Raw genomic sequence first — 19,370 nt, forward strand, 5'->3', positions numbered from 1 at the left:
CAGCCTACAGCCTTTGTGGAGTGGATTGAACCGGATAGTCCAGGCGCATCGGCAGCCCGGCCTCGGCCATATGCGCCTTGGCTTCCGTAATCGTGTAAGTGCCGAAATGGAAGATCGAGGCGGCGAGCACGGCGCCGGCATGGCCGTCGCGAATGCCCTCGACCAGATGGTCGAGCGTGCCGACGCCGCCCGACGCGATGACTGGCACGCGAACCGCATCGGCTATCGCGCGGGTCAGCGCAATGTCGTAGCCGGCCTTGGTGCCGTCACGGTCCATCGAGGTCAAAAGAATCTCGCCAGCGCCGCGATCAACCATTTTTCGCGCGAACTCGACCGCATCGATGCCGGTCTTTTCGCGGCCACCGTGGGTGAAGATCTCCCAGCGGCCGGGCTCTTTGGGCGCCGACACCCTCTTGGCGTCGATGGCGACGACAATACACTGGTTGCCGAACTTGTCGGCGGCTTCGGCGACGAAATCGGGATTCTTCACCGCCGCAGTGTTGATCGACACCTTGTCGGCGCCGGCCAGCAACAGTTTGCGGATATCGGCGACCTGGCGCACGCCGCCGCCGACGGTCAGCGGCATGAAGCATTGTTCGGCGGTGCGGGCGACGACGTCGAAGATGGTTTCACGGTTGTCGGACGACGCGGTGATATCGAGAAAGCAAAGCTCGTCTGCGCCGGCCGAGTCATAGGCTTTGGCCGCCTCGACCGGATCACCGGCATCGATGAGGTCGACGAAATTGACGCCCTTGACGACGCGGCCGTTCTTGACGTCAAGGCAAGGGATGACTCGGGCCTTCAGCATCAGCCCTTCTCCATCGTCGCCAGCAACTCGCTGAGCAGTTCGCCGACCAGCGGCGGAACCTCGGCCTGCGCATCGAACGCCGGATCGTAGGCGGAAATGGTGATGCCGGAAATCGGCAGCAGGCCGGCCATGCCGCAGACAGCCTGGCGCAGCTGTTTCGGCTCCGGGCCGCCGGGCGTGGTGTAGCGGTTGGCCTGCAGCGCCCCGGGGTCGTGCACGTCGAGATCGAGATGCAGGTGCACCCGCTTCGCCTCCGGCGCCTTCAGCCTGCCGCTCGCCGTCGCCCAGTCCGGGCATTCGGTGCGGATGACCGGCAACGTCTTCAACAGCTCCGTTTCGGCCGGATCGAGATCGCGCGCGTTGACCAGCACGCAGCGCGCCGGATCGATCGGCCGGAAGCCGGGGATGGCCGAGGCCATCGGCTTCCAGCACAGGCCGAGAACCGTGGCCAGCGCCATGCCGTCGAGAAAGCCGAAGATGGACGTCTCCGGGGTGTTGAGATCGCCATGCTGGTCGGCCCAGATGATCGCATCGGCATCCTCGCCGGCAACCGCACCGGCCGATGTCAGACAATTGCCGGCCAGCACGATGGGAAGCCGGCCGCGGTCTATGGCGATGCGGACCTCGCCGGAGACGGCACCGCACACGGCAAAGCCGGTGGCGATCTCGCGCTGCTGTTCGTCGCCAACCCTGCCGATATCGGTGACGACGACGTCGTGCCCGGAGAGCGTCAGCGCGTCGACAAGCCCGCCGGCGATGAGTGCATCCGGGCCTCGGCCCATGCCGCCGTGATAGTGGCCGCTGTCATAGGAGGCCAGGATGATGGAGATTTTCACGGCCGGGTCTCCATCGCCTTGCCCTGCAGCACCGCAAGCGCCTCGGCCGGGTCGATACGCCCGTCATAGAGCGCGCGGCCGGAGATGGCGCCTTCCAGTTTCTTCGCGTCGGGCATGGTCATGCGCACGATGTCGGCGATCGAAGCCAGCCCGCCCGAGGCGATGACCGGGATCGAGACGGCGTCGGCGAGATCGATCGTGGCATCCCAGTTGATGCCGGTCAGAACGCCGTCGCGGTCGATATCGGTGTAGATGATGGCGGCAACGCCGGCGCCTTCGAATTTCCGCGCCAGTTCGATGACGCCGAGGCTGGAGGCCTCGGCCCAGCCTTCGACCGCCACCTTGCCGCCCTTGGCGTCGATGCCCACGGCGATCTTTCCAGGAAATTCCTTGCAGGCTTCCCGGACCAGGTCGGGATCGCGCACCGCCACCGTGCCGAGGATGACGCGGGCCAGCCCGCGGTCGAGCCAGTCCTCGATCTGCGCCAGCGTGCGGATGCCGCCGCCGAGCTGCACCGGGTTTTTCGTCGCCTTGAGGATGGCGCCGACCGCCGCGTTGTTGACGCTCTGGCCCTTGAAGGCGCCGTTGAGGTCGACGACATGCAGCCATTCAAACCCTTGCTCTTCGAAGGCCTTGGCCTGGGCCGCAGGGTCGTCATTGTAGATGGTCGCGGTCGCCATATCGCCGTGCTTCAGCCGCACGCACTTGCCGTCCTTGAGGTCGATGGCCGGAAACAGGATCACCGTTCAGACCCCTTCCACAATGGCGAAATGCGAGGTCGAATAAGCGCGCCGGAATTTCAGCGCTGCCTGGTATTCGGGGGAATGGAAGCAAGCCAGCGCGACCTCGTAGCTTTCGAACTCGACGATCACATGGCGATTGCCGGATGGCCCTTCCGGGCTTGACGACTGACCGCCTCGCGTCAGGAATTTCGCGCCGTATTTGTCGAACGCCGCTTTGTTGGCGGCGATGTATTTCGGATAGTTTTCCGGATCGGTCACATCGACCATCGCCATCCAGTAGCCCTTCTTGCTCATCTCAAGGCCTCCAGCGCAGGAAGTTGGTGATCAGTGCCAGGCCGAGCGCCTGGCTCTTTTCCGGATGGAATTGCGTGCCGGCAAGGTTGCCGTGCGCGACCGCCGCCGTTACCGGGCCGCCATAATCGGCGACGGCCAGCACTTCGTCCGGCCTTGTCGCGTCGAGATGGTAGGAATGAACGAAATAGGCGTGCAGACCCTTAGGCCCGGTCGCAATACCCGAAAACAGCGGGTGCTTGCGCTCCAGATCGATGGTGTTCCAGCCGATTTGCGGGATCTTCAGTGCCGGATCGGCGGGCGTGATCTCCTTGACGTCGCCGGCAATCCAGCCGAAGCCCTTGGTCACGGTCTTTTCCAGGCCGCGCTGCGACATCAGCTGCATGCCGACGCAGATGCCGAGGAACGGCCGCGCCTTGGCGATCGCTACCTCTTCCACCGCTTCCCACATGCCGGCGACGCCGCGCAGGCCCGCCGCGCAATCGGCATAGGCGCCGACGCCGGGCAAAACGATTCGGTCGGCGCTGCGCACCCGCTCGGCGTCGGCGGTTAGCTCAATGGCAGCGGCAATGCCGGCTTCATGCGCGGCGCGCTCGAAGGCCTTGGTGGCCGAGCGCAGATTGCCCGACCCGTAATCGATGATGGCAACCCGCATCTCAGGCTTTTCCCGGCGTATGGCTCAGGCCCAGCGTCAGCCCGGTCTGCGTCGGCCGGGCCAGGCTGGCGTCCGGCACGATGCGCGGCAGCGGCGCCGGCTCGTCGGCAAGCGCCTCGGCGTCCAGTGTCTGGCGGATGTCGGCATCGTCAGGATTGTCGGCTTCGACGACGCCCCATTCATGCCAGCCGCGGCGGCGCAGCGCTGCGATCCGCAGCCCTTGGCCTTCCAGCCCGATATAGAGCGAGACCAGTAAAGACAGTGCGGAGCCGGCCCAGTCCAGTCCCAGCCATTGGCCGAGCACCGAGATGAGCCCCATGGCGACGAAGGCGAGCGCCGCCTCGATCCACAGCCTGTGCCAGGCGAGCCACAGCGGCGCCACCAGGAAAGCCAGCCAGGAAAAACCGTCGCGGACCAAAACGGTTGCGTCGGCCGCCTCGGTGCGGCCTGGCGGTTCCATCACGACATAGATGGCCATCAGCCTACCCTTTCAGAGATCCCTTGGTGGAGGGAACCGCTTCCGGCTGGCGCGGGTCGCGCTCCAGTGCGAAACGCAGCGCGCGCGCCACCGCCTTGAAGCAGGTCTCGGCAATATGGTGATTGTTGGCGCCATAATGATTGGTGACATGCAGCGTGATACCGGCATTCTGCGCCAGCGCCTGGAAGAATTCACGCACCAGTTCGGTGTCGAACGTGCCGATCTTCGGGGACGAGAAGGCGACATTCCAGACCAGGAACGGACGGCCCGACACGTCGATCGCGGCCCGCGTCAGCGTCTCGTCCATGGCAAGGTCGACAGAGGCATAGCGCATGATGCCGCGCCGCTCGCCCAGCGCCTTGGCCAGCGCCTGGCCGATCGTAATGCCGGTGTCCTCGACCGTGTGGTGGTCGTCAATGTGCAGGTCGCCTTTCGCCTTCACCGTCATGTCGATCAGCGAGTGGCGCGACAGCTGGTCCAGCATATGGTCGAAGAAGCCGACGCCGCTCGACATGTCGGATTTTCCGGTGCCGTCGACATGGACCGAGACACTGATCTCGGTTTCCTTGGTCTTGCGGCTGACTTCGGCGGAACGGGACGCCATGACCTTGTCCTTGGCTGAGGGGTTCGAAACTCAAGACGGGGTTCCAAGCTGTCATTTGCTTGAAAACGAGTGCCTTCTAGCAGCATGAACCGGCGATTGCCAGTTGCGATGCGGACAGCCACCGGCCAAGGCGGACGCCGTTTGCAATCACCCGCCCCATGCATACATATGGCCGATCGAAATCACTCGTACCGCGCGCCAATCGCCTTATCGGGATCGCGCGAATCGGAGCTAAAAATGTCGAATGAACTGAGCATGCACGCCACGACCATCGTGACGGTGCGCAAGGGCAACAAGGTGGTGATCGCCGGCGACGGCCAAGTCAGCCTTGGCCAGACCATCATGAAAGGCAACGCCAAAAAGGTGCGCCGCATCGGCAAGGGCGGCAATGTCATTGCCGGTTTCGCCGGCGCCACGGCGGACGCCTTCACCCTTCTGGAGCGGCTCGAAGCCAAGCTCGAACAATATCCCGACCAGTTGACGCGCGCCTGCGTCGAGCTCGCCAAGGACTGGCGCACCGACCGTTATCTGCGCCGGCTGGAAGCGATGATGCTGGTGGCCGACAAGTCGGTTTCGCTGGCGCTCACCGGCACCGGCGACGTACTGGAGCCCGAATTCGGCGTCATGGCCATCGGTTCCGGCGGCAACTATGCGCTGGCCGCTGCCCGCGCGCTGATGGACAGCGACAAGGATGCCGAGGAGATCGCCCGCAAGGCGATGCAGATCGCCTCCGACATTTGCGTCTATACCAACAACAACTTTGTTGTCGAAACGCTCGATGCCGGCTAACCCGCTGGTGCTCTATGATTTTCGACCGGTTACCGAAAAAGACCTGCCGATGATCGCCGGCTGGCTGGCCGAGCCGCATGTCGCCGAATGGTGGGACGATCCGGAGACGGAAATCGCCGAAATCCGGGAGCACATTGACTCTATTTCTGTAGAGCCGCTGATCGTCGAGCTCGACGGCAGGCCGATCGCCTATCTGCAGAGCTACGATCCGCATCTGGAAGAGGACCATCCCTATGCCGACCAGCCGTTCGGCACGCTCGGCATCGACCTGTCGATCGGCGTGCCTGACCTGGTTGGCAAAGGTCATGGCTCGGCGATCGTCAGGCAATTCGTCGAGCAACTGTTCGAGGAAGGCGCGCCGCGCGTCATAATCGATCCGCATCCCGGCAATGGCCGTGCCATCCGCGCCTATGAAAAGGCCGGATTCCGCGTCATTGATCGCAGGCACTCTAGATATGGCGACGCCGTGCTGATGGCTGTCGATGGCAAAGAGCGCGACGTGGAAGAAGGGGAATGAGTTGATGGCGACACCGGGCACTGCCAAAAATTACTCGGCCTACGAAGACAGCTGGCGGATGGGGCTTCTGCTCGTGCTCGCTCTGCTCATCTTCCAGGCCGGTGCGCTTTATGGCATGGGCCGCACGCCGATCTGCACCTGCGGTTACGTCAAACTCTGGCACGGTGTGGTGAACAGTTCGGAGAATTCCCAGCATATTTCCGACTGGTACACCTTCTCGCACATCATCCACGGCTTCCTGTTCTACGCCTTGGCCTGGTTCCTGTTCCCGCGCTCGCCAATCGGTCTGCGCCTGGCTTTCGCCGTCGTCATCGAGGGCGGCTGGGAACTCCTGGAAAACAGCCCGTTCATCATCGAGCGCTACCGCGCCGGCACCATTTCGCTGGATTACTATGGCGATAGCATCATCAATTCGGTGTCCGACACGCTGGCCATGGTGCTGGGGTTTGTGATGGCCAGAAAGCTACCTATATGGAGCATCGTCGGCCTCGCCCTCATCTTCGAACTGGGTGTCGGCTACCTCATCCGGGACAATCTGACGCTCAACGTGATCATGCTGCTGCATCCGTTCGAGTCCATCAAGCAGTGGCAAAGTGGAATCTAGTGATATGACCACCTTCTCTCCCCGTGAAATCGTTTCGGAACTCGACCGCTTCATCATCGGCCAGAAGGACGCCAAGCGCGCCGTGGCCATTGCCTTGCGCAACCGCTGGCGCCGCCAGCAGTTGGAAGGCCAGATGCGCGAAGAGGTGATGCCGAAGAACATCCTGATGATCGGCCCGACCGGCGTCGGCAAGACCGAGATCTCGCGCCGCCTGGCGCGACTCGCCGGTGCGCCTTTCGTCAAGGTCGAGGCCACCAAGTTCACCGAAGTCGGCTATGTCGGCCGCGATGTCGAGCAGATCATCCGCGATCTGGTCGAGATCGCCATCGGCCTGGTGCGCGAGAAGATGCGCGAGGACGTGAAGGCGCGCGCGCACCTCAATGCCGAGGAGCGCGTGCTGGAAGCCCTGGTCGGCAAGACGGCGAGCCCGGCGACCCGCGATTCCTTCCGCAAGAAGCTGCGCGACGGCGAGCTCGACGACAAGGAGATCGAGATCGAGGTTGCCGACACCGGTACCGGCGGCATGCCCGGCTTCGAGATCCCCGGCATGCCGGGCGCTAATATCGGCGTGCTCAACATCAACGACATGCTGTCGAAGGCGATGGGTGGCAAGAAGACCAAGGCGCGCAAGACGACGGTCAAGGAGTCCTACGCGCTGCTGGTCAACGACGAGTCCGACAAGCTGCTCGACCAGGACGAGGTGGTGCGCCGGGCGCTCGACGCGACCGAAAATGACGGCATCGTCTTCCTCGACGAGATCGACAAGATCGCCTCGCGCGAAGGCGGCATGGGCGCCGGCGTCTCGCGCGAAGGCGTGCAGCGCGACCTGCTGCCGCTGATCGAAGGCACGACGGTGGCGACCAAATACGGACCGTTGAAGACCGACCACATACTGTTCATCGCCTCGGGCGCCTTCCATGTCTCCAAGCCCTCCGACCTGTTGCCGGAATTGCAGGGCCGCCTGCCGATCCGTGTCGAGTTGCGGGCGCTGGAGAAGGACGATTTCATTCGCATCCTCACCGAGACCGAGGCCAGCCTCATCAAGCAGTATATCGCGCTGATGAAGACCGAAGGCGTCGACCTCACCTTCACCGACGATGCCATCGATTCGCTGGCCGGCATCGCTGTCGACCTCAACGCTAGCGTCGAAAACATCGGAGCGAGACGCCTGCAGACGGTGATGGAGCGCGTGCTGGACGAGATCTCCTACGACGCGCCCGACCGCAACGGCACCAGCGTCGCCATCGATGCCGCCTATGTGGAAAAGCATGTCGGCGACCTCTCGCGAAACACAGATTTGTCGCGATTCATCCTTTAAACGAGGGCGCCGGTTCATCCGGCGCCGGTATTAGAGCGCCGCGCGTCCTTTGGACGCGCAAAGGTCGCTCTAACAGTATTGAATCGACGCATCGGACTTTCCAAAAATCGGTTTCGATTTTTGGGCCGATGCTTAGGCACCAATTTCCGGCAAACATCATCGTGTGTGGCCGGATGGTATCATGCGGCCACCTTTCGTCTTGCCGGCTGCAAGGGCGCTCTCGACTCGACCGGGAGCTTTACCTAGTTTGCGCGGCAATTCTCTAGGCGGCGGCGCATGAAAAAACTGATCCTGCTCATTCTCGGCTTGACGCTGGCGGCGACGCTGTTCGCGGCTGACGCCGCGACATTGGTGCCGGCGGGCAACCGCAATGTCGTGCAGCCTGACATACCGGGCGCCTCCAGCCGCCGCACCCAGGCCACCAACACCACCTTCCAGGCCAAATACCGCAAGGTCTACGCTCTGTTGCAGAACGACGCCGAATTGCGCGCCAAGATCAGGAAGGCGGCTGCCGCTTACGGCATCAACCCCTTGCACATCGTCGGCGCCATCGTCGGCGAGCACACCTACAATGTCGATGCCTACGACCGGCTGCAGACCTACTACGTCAAGGCGATCTCCTACCTCTCCAGCAAGCTGTCCTTCGCCTATGACGGTGAGGACATCACCGATTTCGTGCAGCGGCCGGAATTCAAGAAGTGCACAATGTCGGACAGCTACGACCTGTGGGAATGCCGCGAGCAGGTGTGGAACCGCTCCTTCCGCGGCAAGACCGTCGGCGGCACCAGCTTTCCCAACGACCGCTTCGGCGCCACCTTCTTCCAGCCCTATTATGCCGGCCAGACCTTTGGCCTCGGCCAGCTCAACCCGCTGACCGCGCTGCAGATGAGCGATCTCGTGCACAAGGTGTCGGGGCTGCCCGAGCTCGATGTCGGCGATCCCAATGGGGTCTACAAGACGATCATGGATCCGGACCTGACATTGCCCTACGTCGCAGCGACGATCAGGAAGTCGATCGACGCCTACAAAAACATTGCCGGCTTCGACATCTCAGGCAATCCGGGGCTGACCGCCACGCTCTACAATGTCGGCAATCCCGAGCAGCGCGCCTATGCGCTGAAAGCAGAGAACGACAAGCGCCGCGCCGCGGGTGAGACGGTCAAACTGCCCGAGGAGAATTATTACGGCTGGCTGGTCAACGACAAGCTGGACGAGCTGAAGGCGCTGTTTTAGGGCTGGGGCCCTTTACCTCCCCCTTGTGGGGAGGTCGGACCAAAGGTCCGGGTGGGGGTCGGTGCCGCACCCCCGCCCCGCTGCTTCGCAGCGACCCTCCCCACAAGGGGAAGGGTAAAACTTACGCTGCCAGCAACGACTTCAGCTTCACATCCGGCGACCCCAACGCCTCCGGCGCCGGCTGTGCCCGTTTCGCGATCAGCATCTCGGCCAGCCTGATGTCGCGCGCCACGGCATTGCCCGTACCGATGCCGCTCGCCGCCACCAGCCTGCCGTCCTCGGCCAGGTGAAACAGAATAAAAGCGCCGTCGCCGAGATCGCGACGCACCGCGGTGTGGCCCTCGTCCGAAAGGCCGGCGATCTGCAGCGACAAACCATACTGATCCGACCAGAACCATGGCACCGCGGCATGCGCTTCGCGGGCACCCAGCATGTTCTTCGCGGCCAGCGCACCCTGTTCCTGCGCATTGCGCCAGGCTTCCAGCCGCACCCGCCGGCCAGCATAGACAGCGAGCGGAAACGAGCAGCAGTCGCCGGCGGCAAAGATGTCGGGATCGATTGTTTGGAGTTCGCCATTGACGGCGATGCCGTTATCGACGGTCAGGCCCGCTTCCGCGGCAAGCCCGGTCACCGGCACGGCGCCGATGCCGATGACGGCGAGATCGGCGACGATGTCCTGCCCATCGGCGAGCATGATGTGCACCTCAGCGCCGTCGTCGGCGATATCAGCGATGCCCTGACCGGTGAGCACGGTCACGCCTTCGGCCTCATGCGCCTGATGGATGATTTCAGCGATCTCCGCCGGCACCCCGCGCATGAGGATGCGCGGCTGCGCCTCAATGACCGTGACGCTGGCCCCGAGCTTGCGCGCCGAAGCGGCGAGCTCCAGGCCGATAAAGCCACCACCAATGATGGCGATGCGGTTTGCCGGGCTGAGGTGGGCACGAATGGCCAGCGCGTCGGCAAAGGTGCGGAGGTAGACGCAGCGCGACCCCAATCCCGGCATCGGCAGCTTGCGCGGTGTCGAGCCGGTCGCCAGCAACAGCTTGTCGTAGGGCAGGGCCGAACCGTCCGACAGCCGCACCATATGCGCCGGGCGGTCGATCGCCACCGCTTGAACGGAATGGATATGCCGGATCGATTTCTCGGCCAGAATTTCGTCGCTGGCGATCGTCTTGATCTCGGCCGCGTCGCTCGTCATTGCGTCCTTGGACAGGGGCGGCCGCTCATAGGGCAGATGGGGTTCGTCACCCACCAGCGTCACCGGCCCGTCATAGCCCAGCTCGCGCAGTGTCAGCGCTGCCCGCCCGCCGCACTCGCCGGCGCCAATGATGACCATTCCCGCCTGCATGGTCCTATCCGATCTGGATCAGCACTTTGCCGGCCTCGACCTTTACCGGATAGGTGGCGAGATTGACGCAAACCGGCGCGCCCCGTGCCGCCCCCGTCTTGTAATTGAAGCGGCCATTGTGCTTGGGGCACTCGATGATGTCGTCCATCACCAGCCCGTCGGCCAGATGCACCTTTTCGTGCGTGCATAGGCCATCCGTGGCGAAATAATCGTCGTCAGGGCTGCGATAGATGGCGAAGGTGCGGCCGCCATGGTCGAAGCGCATCACATCTTCTTCGTCGATGTCGCCGGCGGCGCAGGCCTCGATCCAGTCGCTCATGTGTTCCTCCCAAAAGCAATTCCAGGAAAAGTGCGTTGCGGTTTTCCGTTCGGAGTTGCGACAAAACAAAAGCTTAATCGCGCGATCATTCCGCCGCGGCGGCGACGGCGTCGTTGTGGAGTTCCTCGCGATAGGGCCGCGCCGTTGGCGGCAGTTCGCGCTTGAGGAAATAGTCCTCGTTGCGCAGCTGGCGCAAAAAGGCCGGGATCATCTCGCGGTAGCCGGCCAGGATCGACGGCGTCGGCGCCGGCAGATCGTGCTTGATCAGCGCATGCAGTTTAGGCAGCGCATGATAGGGCACCATCGGGAACATGTGGTGTTCGACGTGATAGTTCATGTTCCAGTAGATGAAGCGGCTGACCGGGTTCATGTAGACGGTGCGGCTGTTCAGCCGGTGGTCGATGACATTTTCCGCCAGCCCGCCATGCTGCAGCAGGCCGACCATGACATGATGCCAGGCGCCGTAGAGCCGGGGCAGCCCGACCAGCATCAGCGGCAGCCATGAACCGAAATAAAGCGCCAGCGCGATCGTCACGGCATAGATCGCCGTCCAGATGCGGGCGATGCGAATGGCCTTAGGCTGCTCCTGTTCGGGGATAAAAGTCTTTTCCGCCGCGCTGATATTGCCGGCGGCATTGCGCAGCATGTCCGACATCGCATGCCAGGCATCCAGCACGCCGATAAAGCCAAGCGCGACCCGGAACAGATCCGGCGGCCGCATGACGGAGATTTCCGGGTCGCGGCCGACGATGATGGTGTCGGTGTGGTGGCGGGTGTGGCTCCAGCGCCAGGTCACCGGATTGCGCATGATCATGAAGCAGGCGATCTGGTAAACCGCGTCGTTCATCCACTGGGTGCGGAAGGCGGTGCCGTGGCCGCATTCGTGCCAGCGTGAGTCGGTGGAGGAGCCGTAGAGCACGCCATAGACGAAGAAGAACGGCACGCACCACCAGCTGCCCCAGAACCAGGCGCCGCCGGCGGCACTCAGGATCAGCGCGGCCAGCCAGATCGCGGTGTCGCGGATCGCCGGCCCGTCGGAGCGCTGCATCAGCTCCTTCATCTGCTTGCGAGGAATATCGGTGTGATACCACTCGGCCGCCGCCAGCCCGGTCTCGACGGCGAGCTTGGAATCGCGGCCCATCAGGCTGTAGTCGCGCCGAAACGGTGGTGTGGATAGTGTCGCTTCCATAGGGGCTGCCTCCGTCGGCCACAGCATCCGTCAGGACGGATATGTCCATTACAGGCGCTTGTGTCCGAGCGCAAAATAGCGCCATGCGGTGATAGTCTCAATATCACAAAGATAGTTTCTATCATTTTCCATCAGAACGATGTAAGCAGTTGCAGGCACTCATGCGGGACAGTCATGGCAAAACGGCCAACCATCACCGATCTGGCGCGCATCTCCGGCGTTAGCGTCGCCACTGTCGACAGGGTGCTGAACAACCGGCTGCCGGTGCGCGAGGAAACCGCGCGCCGCGTCTATGAGGCGGCGACCGGCATCGGCTACCACGCCGCCGGGCTGATCAAGCGGCGCATGCGCCAGGAATTGCCGGAATACCGCCTCGGCTTTCTGCTGCTGCGGGGCAATGATGTTTTTTACGGCGATTTCGCGAGGGAGCTAGAAATGGCGGTCTCGCAATCGCAGCGCTTCCGCGGCGTCGCCACCATCGATTTCGCCAGCTCGCTAGCCGCCGACGAGATCGCCGCCCAGATGCGCAAGCTGGCAGCGAAATCCAGAGCAATCGCCGTTGTCGGTCCGGACCATCCGACGCTGACGGCGGTCGTGGAGTCGCTGAAAGCGAGGGGGCAACCTGTCTTCTCGCTGCTGTCCGACTTTGCCGCTGGCATCCGTGAGGGATATGTCGGCCTCGACAATCGCAAGGTCGGTCGCACCGCGGCCTGGATGATCGCCAGGGCGGCAAAGAACCCCGGCAAGGTCGCCCTTTTCGTCGGCAGTCATCGCTTCCACGGCCATGAACTGCGCGAGATCGGATTCCGCTCCTTCTTCCGCGAACATGCGCCGGACTTCACGGTGATGGAAACGCTGGTCAATCTGGAAGCCAACCAGGTCACCCACGATGCGATGATCGATCTCCTGGTGCGGTATCCGGATCTTGCCGGCTGCTATGTCGCCGGCGGCGGCATGGAAGGCGCGGTGTCGGCGCTGCGCGCAGCGAAGCCCGCAAACATGCCGGTGGTCGTCTGCAACGAGATCAACGCCGAATCGCGCGCGGCACTCGCCGACAACATCCTGACAATGGTGATCTCGACGCCGCTCGCCGCCTTGTGCCGCGAGCTTGTCGACCTGATGGCGCATTCCATCGAGGCCGGCGCCGCCAACGCGCCGGGCCAGACCTTTCTGCCCTTCGACATCTATCTGCCGGAAAATATCTAACGCGTTGCCGCGCCGACCCGTTCGGCGCGGGCTCTCCGGCGATGATAGAATCTATCAGATTCTGCCTTCAGACTCGGCCTGGGCCGCTGTCGGCCTCGATTCGACGTGAAATTGCGGCGCGGCGACCGAAAATCCGCTTTCCGACTTAGGAATCGCTCTTGACGTCTCGCGAAAAAATGGAATAAATATTTCATCAGATTGGTATTTTGGTTCTTTCGTTCCGGAACATCTGTTTCAAACTGGGAGCCTGGCGTTCCATCCCTTGGACAAAACGCCATACGGAACAGGAAGGCATCAGGGAGAGATTCCTCGGGCTATCGGGGATTCCGGGTAGATCGGTGCAGCCGGACACCAATGTGGAGGAGAAACACAATGAAGAAACTGATTTTGGGCGTCGCCTTTGCGGCGCTGATGAGTTCGTCCGCTTTTGCCGCCAAGGTCGGCGTGTCGATGGCCAAGTTCGACGACAACTTCCTCACCGTGCTGCGCAACGGCATGATCGAGCAGGCCAAGGCCATGAGCGGCGTGGAACTGCAGGTCGAGGACGCGCAGAACGACGTCGCCAAGCAGCTCGACCAGATCAAGAACTTCGCCGCCTCGGGCGTCGACGCCATCATCGTCAACCCGGTCGACACCTCGGCCACGCAGGCGATGTCGGACGCCGCCGCAGCCGCCAAGATCCCGTTGGTCTATGTCAACCGCCAGCCGGTCAATGTCGACACGCTGCCGGACAACCAGGCCTTCGTCGCGTCGAACGAGGCCGATTCCGGCACGCTCGAGACCAAGGAAGTCTGCCGCCTGTTCACCGAGGCCGGCAAGAAGGAAGCCAATGTCTATGTCATCATGGGCGAGCTTTCCAACCAGGCCGCCGTGCAGCGCACCAAGGACATCGAAGAGGTGATCGCCACGCCGGAGTGCAGCTTCATCAAGATCATCGACAAGCAGACTTCGAACTGGAACCGCGACGAAGCGCAGAACCTGATGACCAACTGGCTGTCGACCGGCAAGCCGTTCGACGGCGTCATCGCCAACAATGACGAAAGCGCCATCGGCGCCATCCAGGCGATGAAGGCCGCCAACATCGACATGAAGACGGTTGTCGTCGGTGGGGTCGACGCCACGCAGGACGCGCTTGCCGCCATGCAGGCCGGCGACCTCGATGCCACCGTGTTCCAGGATGCGGCCGGCCAGGGCGCCGGCGCGCTCGACGCGGCACTGAAGCTCGCCAAGGGCGAGAAGGTCGAGCACAAGGTCTACGTGCCCTTCCAGCTGGTTACGCCGGCCAACATCGACAAGTTCCTGAAGAAGAACTGAGCCGGCAACTCACGCGTAAGCAATTCCAGGAAAAAATGTGAAGCGGTTTTCCGTCCGGAATTGCGACAAACAAACAAGAGAGCGGCGCAACCGCGCCGCTCCCGTTTCCCCACCGCCCTGAGGGGCGGAAGGGCAAATGCGGCCTCACGGAGGACAAGGCATGTCACAGACATCTCATGGCGTCGGCGGGGTCAGCTATGACGCGAAGAGGCGGACATGGCCGGCCGAATTCAACGTCTTCCTGGCGCTGGTCATTCTGGTCGTCATCTTCGAACTGATCGGCCGCATCTTTCTTGGCGACAGCTTCCTGTTCAACACGCGCGACAACGTCGCCGGGATCTTCAATGAGGCCCGCCTGCAGATCATCATCCTGCAGGTGTCGATCGTCGGCATCATCGCCATCGGCGTCACGCAGGTGATCATTTGCGGCGGCATCGACTTGTCCTCGGGCTCGATCGTCGGCGCCACCGCCATGATCGCCATGAGTTTTGCCCAGGTGGCGACGGTCAACGGTAACCCTAACCCCAAGGCGATGTTCCTGGCGCAAGGCTGGACCGACCTGCCGGTGATCGTGCCGGTACTGGTCGCCATCGGCTGCGGTCTGCTCGCCGGTCTCGTCAACGGCTCCTTGATTGCATACACGCGCATTCCGCCGTTTATCGCGACGCTCGGCATGATGGTGACCGCGCGCGGCATCGCCAAATGGTGGTCCAAGGGTCAGCCGATCTCGTTTCCGACCGAAAGTTTCGCTGGTATCGGCAAGGGGCTGATGCCGGTCATCATCTTCCTGTCGCTGGCGGTGCTGTTCCAGCTGATCATGACCTACACACGCTACGGCAAGCATTGCTACGCCATCGGCTCCAACGAGGATGCCGCGCGCATGTCCGGTATCAAGATCGCCAACCACAAGATCCTCGTCTATGTCATTGCCGGCATCCTCGCCGCGCTGGCCGCCGTCGTGCTCTCCTCCAAGAACCTGACGGCGCAGTCCGGCATGGGCGTCATGTACGAGCTCGACGCCATCGCCATGGCGGTCATCGGCGGCGTCTCTTTGTCGGGCGGCCGCGGCTCGATCGTCGGCACCGTGATCGGCTCGCTGATCTTCGGCGTCATCATTTCCGGCTTCACCTTCCTGCGCCTCGACGCCTACTATCAGGAGATGGTCAAGGGCGTGATCATCGTCGGCGCGGTCGTTCTCGACCAATGGCGCCAGCGCATGCGGGCATTGAGGGCTTGACCATGCCAGATATCTCCACGACAGACATCGTCCTGAAGACCGAAAACCTGACCAAACGCTATGGCGGCGTCCATGCGCTGGAAGGCGCGAATTTCGAGCTGCGCAAGGGCGAGCATGTCGCCATCATGGGCGACAATGGCGCCGGCAAATCCACCTTCGTGCGCCAGATCACCGCCGTCGAGCAGCGCACCAGCGGCCAGATCTGGTTCGACGGCAGGGAAGTGAATTTCGCCGGGCCGATCGAAGCGCGCACGGCGGGCATCGAGACCGTGTTCCAGAATCTGGCGCTGGCCGACGATCTCGACGTGCCGTCGAACCTGTTCCTCGGCCGCGAAAAGGTGCTGTTCAATCTCGGGCCGTTCTCGATCCTCGACCGCAAATACATGCGCAAGGCGACCGAGGCGGCGCTGATCCGCACGGCAGTGAAAATCCCCAACCTCTCCAACACCATCCGCCACATGTCGGGCGGCCAGCGCCAGTGCGTTGCCATCGCCAGGACGGCGACCTTCGCCTCCAAGCTGATCATCATGGACGAGCCGACGGCAGCCCTTGGCGTGCAGGAGACCGCGCAGGTCGAAAACATCATCCGCACGCTGAAGGACAATGGCGAACCGCTGATCCTGATCAGCCACAACATGCGCCAGGTGTTCGACCTGTGCGACCGTATCGTCGTCTTCCGGCGCGGCCGCATCGTCGCCAACCTGCGCAAGGAAAACACCGACGGCAACGACATCGTCTCCTACATCACCGGCGCCAAGACCGGGGAGGCGGAACTCGCGGCCTGAACAGGATGGTCATCCTGTTTTCTGGCGTGCTCGAAAATTATCTTGCCACCTTTCTCAAAAGGAAGGTGGAGACACAACTCTCTCGAACCCATCCCCCTAGAGGAAAACCCCATGACTGTTCGTTTCGCCCTCCTCGGTGCCGGCCGCATCGGCAAGGTCCATGCCCGCGCCGTCGGCTCCAACCCGCAGGCCAGACTGGTGGCCGTTGCTGACGCTTTTGAAAAGGCGGCGACCGAGTTGGCAACCGCCTATGGCGCCGAAGAGCGCACCATCGACGCGATCGAGAAGGCCAACGACATCGACGCCGTGGTCATCTGCACGCCGACCGACACCCATGCCGATCTGATTGAGCGTTTCGCCAAGGCCGGCAAGGCGATCTTCTGCGAGAAGCCGATCGACCTCGACGTCAAGCGCGTCGAGAAATGCCTGGCCGTGGTCGACAAGGCCAAGGCGACGCTGATGGTCGGTTTCAACCGCCGCTTCGATCCGCACTTCGCCGCCGTACGCAAGGCGATCGACGACGGCGCCATCGGCAAGGTCGAGATGGTCACCATCACCTCGCGCGACCCGGGCGCGCCGCCGGTCGACTACATCAAGCGCTCGGGCGGCATTTTTCGCGACATGACCATCCACGATTTCGACATGGCGCGCTTCCTGCTCGGCGAAGAGGTGGTCGCGGTCAGCGCCCATGCCTCGGTTCTGGTCGACAAGAAGATCGGTGAGGCCGGCGATTTCGATTCGGTCAGCGTCATCCTCGAAACCGCGTCCGGCAAGCAGGCCGTCATCTCCAATTCGCGCCGCGCCACCTATGGCTACGACCAGCGCATCGAGGTGCATGGCTCCAAGGGCATGGTCGCCGCCGAGAACCAGCGGCCGGTGTCGATAGAGGTCGCCAATGAGAAGGGCTATACCCGCCCGCCGCTGCACGATTTCTTCATGACCCGCTATCTCGACGCCTACGCCCTCGAGATCGCCGCCTTCATCGCTGCCGCGACGTCGGGCAAAAAGGCATCGCCGAGCGGCGCCGACGGCCTCGTTGCGCTAAAACTGGCCGATGCGGCGCTGAAGTCGGCGACATCGGGCAAGACCGTCCGCCTCGACAAGTAAGAACCGGAACCAAGGCACAGGAGCAGAGCGATGAGCACATCAGCCGATCGCAATTCGAACACGCGCGCCATCGTCACCGGCGGCGCGCAAGGCATCGGCTTTGCCGTCGCCGAAGCGCTGGCCGACGAGGGCTGCAAGGCGCTGGCGCTCATCGGCCGTTCGCAGGAGAAGGGCGACAAGGCGGTCGCCCACTTCAACAAGGCCGGCGTCGACGCGATCTTCATCAGCGCCGACGTCTCGAAAGTGGCCGACTGCAAGCGCGCCGTCGCCACCGCCGTCTCGCATTTCGGCACCATCAACGCGCTGGTCAACGCCGCAGCCACCTCCGCGCGCGGGTCGCTGGTCGAAACCTCCGAGGAGACCTTCGACCAGATTTTCCAGACCAACGTGCGCGGCCCGTTCTTCCTGATGCAGGGCGTGGTGGCCCATCTCCTGGACAAGAAGGCGCCGGGCTCGATCGTCAACGTGCTGTCTATGTCGGCGCATTGCGGCCAGTCCTTCCTGGCGCCCTATTCCTCGAGCAAGGGTGCGCTGGCGACGCTGACCAAGAACGTCGCCAACGCCTATCGTTTCAACCGCGTCCGCTGCAACGCCGTGCTGCCGGGCTGGATGGACACCGAGGGCGAGGACATCGTGCAGAAGAAATGGCACGGCGCCTCCGACGACTGGCTGGCAAAGGCAGAGGCCGGCCAGCCGATGGGCCAACTGGTCAAGCCCGACCAACTGGCGCGGCTGATCAGCTACATGGCCAGCCCGCAATCCGGCGTCATGACCGGCTCGCTGGTCGACTATGACCAGAACGTCGCGGGGACCTCGCCGGAGTAGCTTCAAGCCCTGTTGTAGCAACATCGCCATTCCCACATAGTCATGATAGTCAGGCTAGTCACGAGGGATGCGATGCTAACGTCATCCAAAGACACCAACTGGACGGTTGCCGGGGCAAAAGCCCGGCTCTCCGAGGTCATCGAGCGCGCACAGTCCTCGCCGCAGACGATCACCAAGAACGGCAAACCAAGCGTGGTTGTCGTCTCGGCCGAGGAATGGCAGCGCAAGATCGCACGCAAGGGTACGCTTGCCGAGTTCCTGCTGGACTCGCCGCTGCGCGGCGCCGATCTCGAGCTTGAACGTCAGCGCGACGAACCGCGTGACCTGCCGCTGTGAGACTGCTGCTCGACACGAATGTCCTGTCCGAGGTGACGAGGCCAGCGCCTGACGCACGTGTCCTGGGCTGGCTGGACGAGCTTGATGAGGACCGCTCCTTCATCAGCGTAGTGTCGATCGCCGAGATCCGGCGCGGCGTCTCTCTGATGGATGAGGGCCGCAAACGCGAGGCGCTGGCCGAATGGCTCGCCCGGGACCTGCCCCAGCGCTTCGAACAGCGGGTTTTGCCGGTGAACGATGCGGTTGCCTTGGCCTGGGGCGACCTGATGGGTCTTGGCAAGCGCCGCGGTCGTGGTCTATCGTCGATGGACGGCCTGATCGCAGCCACTGCGATTGCGCACGAGCTCACCTTAGCAACGCGCAATACGAAAGATTTCGAAGGCTTAGGGCTTGAACTCTTCGATCCCTGGACCGCATGAGCCGCTCCGCGTTATACGTGTTGGCGATTGGCGAAACCGCCGGCACTTCGTCATCCACCGGCGGAGCAAGGAGCGTAGCGACGCAGCACAGACCCGAGGATCCATGCCGCGACTCCAGAGCGTTGCTATGGTCCAGAATTCGCTACCGCTGCACTCCACGACCGATGTCACGGAATGATTCTAGGGTCTCCGCGACGGAGCTTCGCTCCTGCTCCGCCCAGGGATGACGAAATCGCGAGGATTCGGCCCATCCCGAATTGTCTCCGCATACCCCACGTGACAAGCGCCTCGGCATCGACTATATGACGCCTGATGATCAACCTGACCGCCACCTATTGGTACTTTAGCAGCTCGCTGGCGGCGGGAGGATTGCGCTCGATCTGAAGATTGCAGCAACAAGTCCGAA

23 protein-coding genes are annotated in these 19,370 nt (G+C 63.0%); 13 read left to right on the forward strand and 10 right to left on the reverse strand.

Annotated elements, in window-relative coordinates:
• Window positions 1-4 precede the first annotated feature (4 nt).
• From hisF to hisB, 7 genes are read right to left on the reverse strand one after another with little or no spacing between them, the layout of a single operon-like run.
• Window positions 5-811, reverse strand: a complete 807-nt coding sequence (gene hisF, locus NKJ77_RS12100; protein ID WP_031195830.1) for an imidazole glycerol phosphate synthase subunit HisF — start codon at window positions 809-811, stop codon at window positions 5-7.
• A complete protein-coding gene (locus NKJ77_RS12105) occupies window positions 808-1,644 on the reverse strand; it encodes an arginase family protein (protein ID WP_352535263.1) in 837 nt (278 codons plus the stop codon). The genes hisF and NKJ77_RS12105 overlap by 4 nt, the downstream gene beginning before the upstream one ends.
• Window positions 1,641-2,387, reverse strand: a complete 747-nt coding sequence (hisA, locus tag NKJ77_RS12110) for a 1-(5-phosphoribosyl)-5-[(5-phosphoribosylamino)methylideneamino]imidazole-4-carboxamide isomerase (protein ID WP_023832659.1) — start codon at window positions 2,385-2,387, stop codon at window positions 1,641-1,643. Before hisA ends, NKJ77_RS12105 begins: the two co-directional genes overlap by 4 nt.
• A gap of 3 nt (window positions 2,388-2,390) precedes the next feature.
• Window positions 2,391-2,681, reverse strand: coding sequence for a DUF1330 domain-containing protein (locus tag NKJ77_RS12115; protein ID WP_023672318.1), 291 nt, complete (start codon window positions 2,679-2,681; stop codon window positions 2,391-2,393).
• A gap of 1 nt (window position 2,682) precedes the next feature.
• On the reverse strand, window positions 2,683-3,333 hold the full coding sequence (gene hisH / locus NKJ77_RS12120) for an imidazole glycerol phosphate synthase subunit HisH (RefSeq protein ID WP_023832660.1): 651 nt from the start codon (window positions 3,331-3,333) through the stop codon (window positions 2,683-2,685).
• Window position 3,334: 1 nt separating this feature from the next.
• Window positions 3,335-3,811 (reverse strand): DUF2628 domain-containing protein, encoded by a 477-nt coding sequence (locus NKJ77_RS12125; RefSeq protein ID WP_023710437.1) that lies wholly within the window; start codon window positions 3,809-3,811, stop codon window positions 3,335-3,337.
• A 4-nt stretch (window positions 3,812-3,815) separates the two neighbouring features.
• Window positions 3,816-4,415 carry an imidazoleglycerol-phosphate dehydratase HisB gene (gene hisB, locus NKJ77_RS12130; protein WP_023832661.1) on the reverse strand — a complete coding sequence of 200 codons (600 nt, stop codon included), beginning with the start codon at window positions 4,413-4,415 and terminating at the stop codon, window positions 3,816-3,818.
• A gap of 237 nt (window positions 4,416-4,652) precedes the next feature.
• On the opposite strand from hisB, the gene hslV reads away from it, so the two are divergent.
• From hslV to NKJ77_RS12155, 5 genes are all read left to right on the forward strand, one after another.
• Complete coding sequence (gene hslV / locus NKJ77_RS12135) at window positions 4,653-5,204, forward strand: ATP-dependent protease subunit HslV (RefSeq protein WP_023672322.1); 552 nt, start codon at window positions 4,653-4,655, stop codon at window positions 5,202-5,204.
• Entirely contained in the window at window positions 5,194-5,721 is a 528-nt protein-coding gene (locus NKJ77_RS12140; RefSeq protein ID WP_023832663.1) for a GNAT family N-acetyltransferase, read from the forward strand. The genes hslV and NKJ77_RS12140 overlap by 11 nt, the downstream gene beginning before the upstream one ends.
• A gap of 4 nt (window positions 5,722-5,725) precedes the next feature.
• On the forward strand, window positions 5,726-6,325 hold the full coding sequence (locus NKJ77_RS12145; protein ID WP_023695986.1) for a DUF2585 domain-containing protein: 600 nt from the start codon (window positions 5,726-5,728) through the stop codon (window positions 6,323-6,325).
• Between the two features lie 4 nt (window positions 6,326-6,329).
• Window positions 6,330-7,643 (forward strand): ATP-dependent protease ATPase subunit HslU, encoded by a 1,314-nt coding sequence (hslU, locus tag NKJ77_RS12150; protein WP_023672325.1) that lies wholly within the window; start codon window positions 6,330-6,332, stop codon window positions 7,641-7,643.
• Between the two features lie 276 nt (window positions 7,644-7,919).
• Window positions 7,920-8,876 (forward strand): DUF1402 family protein, encoded by a 957-nt coding sequence (locus NKJ77_RS12155; RefSeq protein ID WP_023739746.1) that lies wholly within the window; start codon window positions 7,920-7,922, stop codon window positions 8,874-8,876.
• 121 nt (window positions 8,877-8,997) lie between these two features.
• On the opposite strand, the gene NKJ77_RS12160 is transcribed toward NKJ77_RS12155, so the two are convergent.
• The 3 genes from NKJ77_RS12160 to NKJ77_RS12170 form a co-directional block, all read right to left on the reverse strand.
• A complete protein-coding gene (locus tag NKJ77_RS12160) occupies window positions 8,998-10,227 on the reverse strand; it encodes an NAD(P)/FAD-dependent oxidoreductase (RefSeq protein WP_031195831.1) in 1,230 nt (409 codons plus the stop codon).
• Window positions 10,228-10,231: 4 nt separating this feature from the next.
• Entirely contained in the window at window positions 10,232-10,546 is a 315-nt protein-coding gene (locus NKJ77_RS12165; RefSeq protein ID WP_023672328.1) for a MocE family 2Fe-2S type ferredoxin, read from the reverse strand.
• 85 nt (window positions 10,547-10,631) lie between these two features.
• A complete protein-coding gene (locus NKJ77_RS12170; protein WP_031195833.1) occupies window positions 10,632-11,735 on the reverse strand; it encodes a fatty acid desaturase family protein in 1,104 nt (367 codons plus the stop codon).
• A gap of 174 nt (window positions 11,736-11,909) precedes the next feature.
• On the opposite strand from NKJ77_RS12170, the gene NKJ77_RS12175 reads away from it, so the two are divergent.
• The 8 genes from NKJ77_RS12175 (at window position 11,910) to NKJ77_RS12210 (ending at window position 18,964) form a co-directional block, all read left to right on the forward strand.
• On the forward strand, window positions 11,910-12,941 hold the full coding sequence (locus NKJ77_RS12175) for a LacI family DNA-binding transcriptional regulator (RefSeq protein WP_023684066.1): 1,032 nt from the start codon (window positions 11,910-11,912) through the stop codon (window positions 12,939-12,941).
• 372 nt (window positions 12,942-13,313) lie between these two features.
• On the forward strand, window positions 13,314-14,255 hold the full coding sequence (locus NKJ77_RS12180) for a sugar ABC transporter substrate-binding protein (RefSeq protein ID WP_023832666.1): 942 nt from the start codon (window positions 13,314-13,316) through the stop codon (window positions 14,253-14,255).
• Between the two features lie 160 nt (window positions 14,256-14,415).
• Window positions 14,416-15,492, forward strand: coding sequence for an ABC transporter permease (locus NKJ77_RS12185; RefSeq protein ID WP_023684064.1), 1,077 nt, complete (start codon window positions 14,416-14,418; stop codon window positions 15,490-15,492).
• A gap of 2 nt (window positions 15,493-15,494) precedes the next feature.
• Entirely contained in the window at window positions 15,495-16,277 is a 783-nt protein-coding gene (locus NKJ77_RS12190) for an ATP-binding cassette domain-containing protein (RefSeq protein ID WP_027049093.1), read from the forward strand.
• A 111-nt stretch (window positions 16,278-16,388) separates the two neighbouring features.
• Window positions 16,389-17,384: an inositol 2-dehydrogenase gene (gene iolG, locus NKJ77_RS12195; protein ID WP_023832667.1), complete on the forward strand. Its 996-nt coding sequence runs from the start codon at window positions 16,389-16,391 to the stop codon at window positions 17,382-17,384.
• Window positions 17,385-17,414: 30 nt separating this feature from the next.
• A complete protein-coding gene (locus tag NKJ77_RS12200; protein ID WP_023752322.1) occupies window positions 17,415-18,209 on the forward strand; it encodes an SDR family oxidoreductase in 795 nt (264 codons plus the stop codon).
• Window positions 18,210-18,281: 72 nt separating this feature from the next.
• On the forward strand, window positions 18,282-18,545 hold the full coding sequence (locus NKJ77_RS12205; RefSeq protein WP_023741275.1) for a type II toxin-antitoxin system Phd/YefM family antitoxin: 264 nt from the start codon (window positions 18,282-18,284) through the stop codon (window positions 18,543-18,545).
• The gene (locus NKJ77_RS12210) at window positions 18,542-18,964 is read left to right on the forward strand and encodes a type II toxin-antitoxin system VapC family toxin (RefSeq protein ID WP_352535264.1); all 423 of its coding nucleotides are present in this window, start codon (window positions 18,542-18,544) and stop codon (window positions 18,962-18,964) included. Before NKJ77_RS12205 ends, NKJ77_RS12210 begins: the two co-directional genes overlap by 4 nt.
• The last annotated feature ends 406 nt before the right edge of the window (window positions 18,965-19,370 follow it).

The organism is Mesorhizobium sp. M0052 (genome assembly GCF_040323255.1).
Lineage (GTDB): Bacteria > Pseudomonadota > Alphaproteobacteria > Rhizobiales > Rhizobiaceae > Mesorhizobium.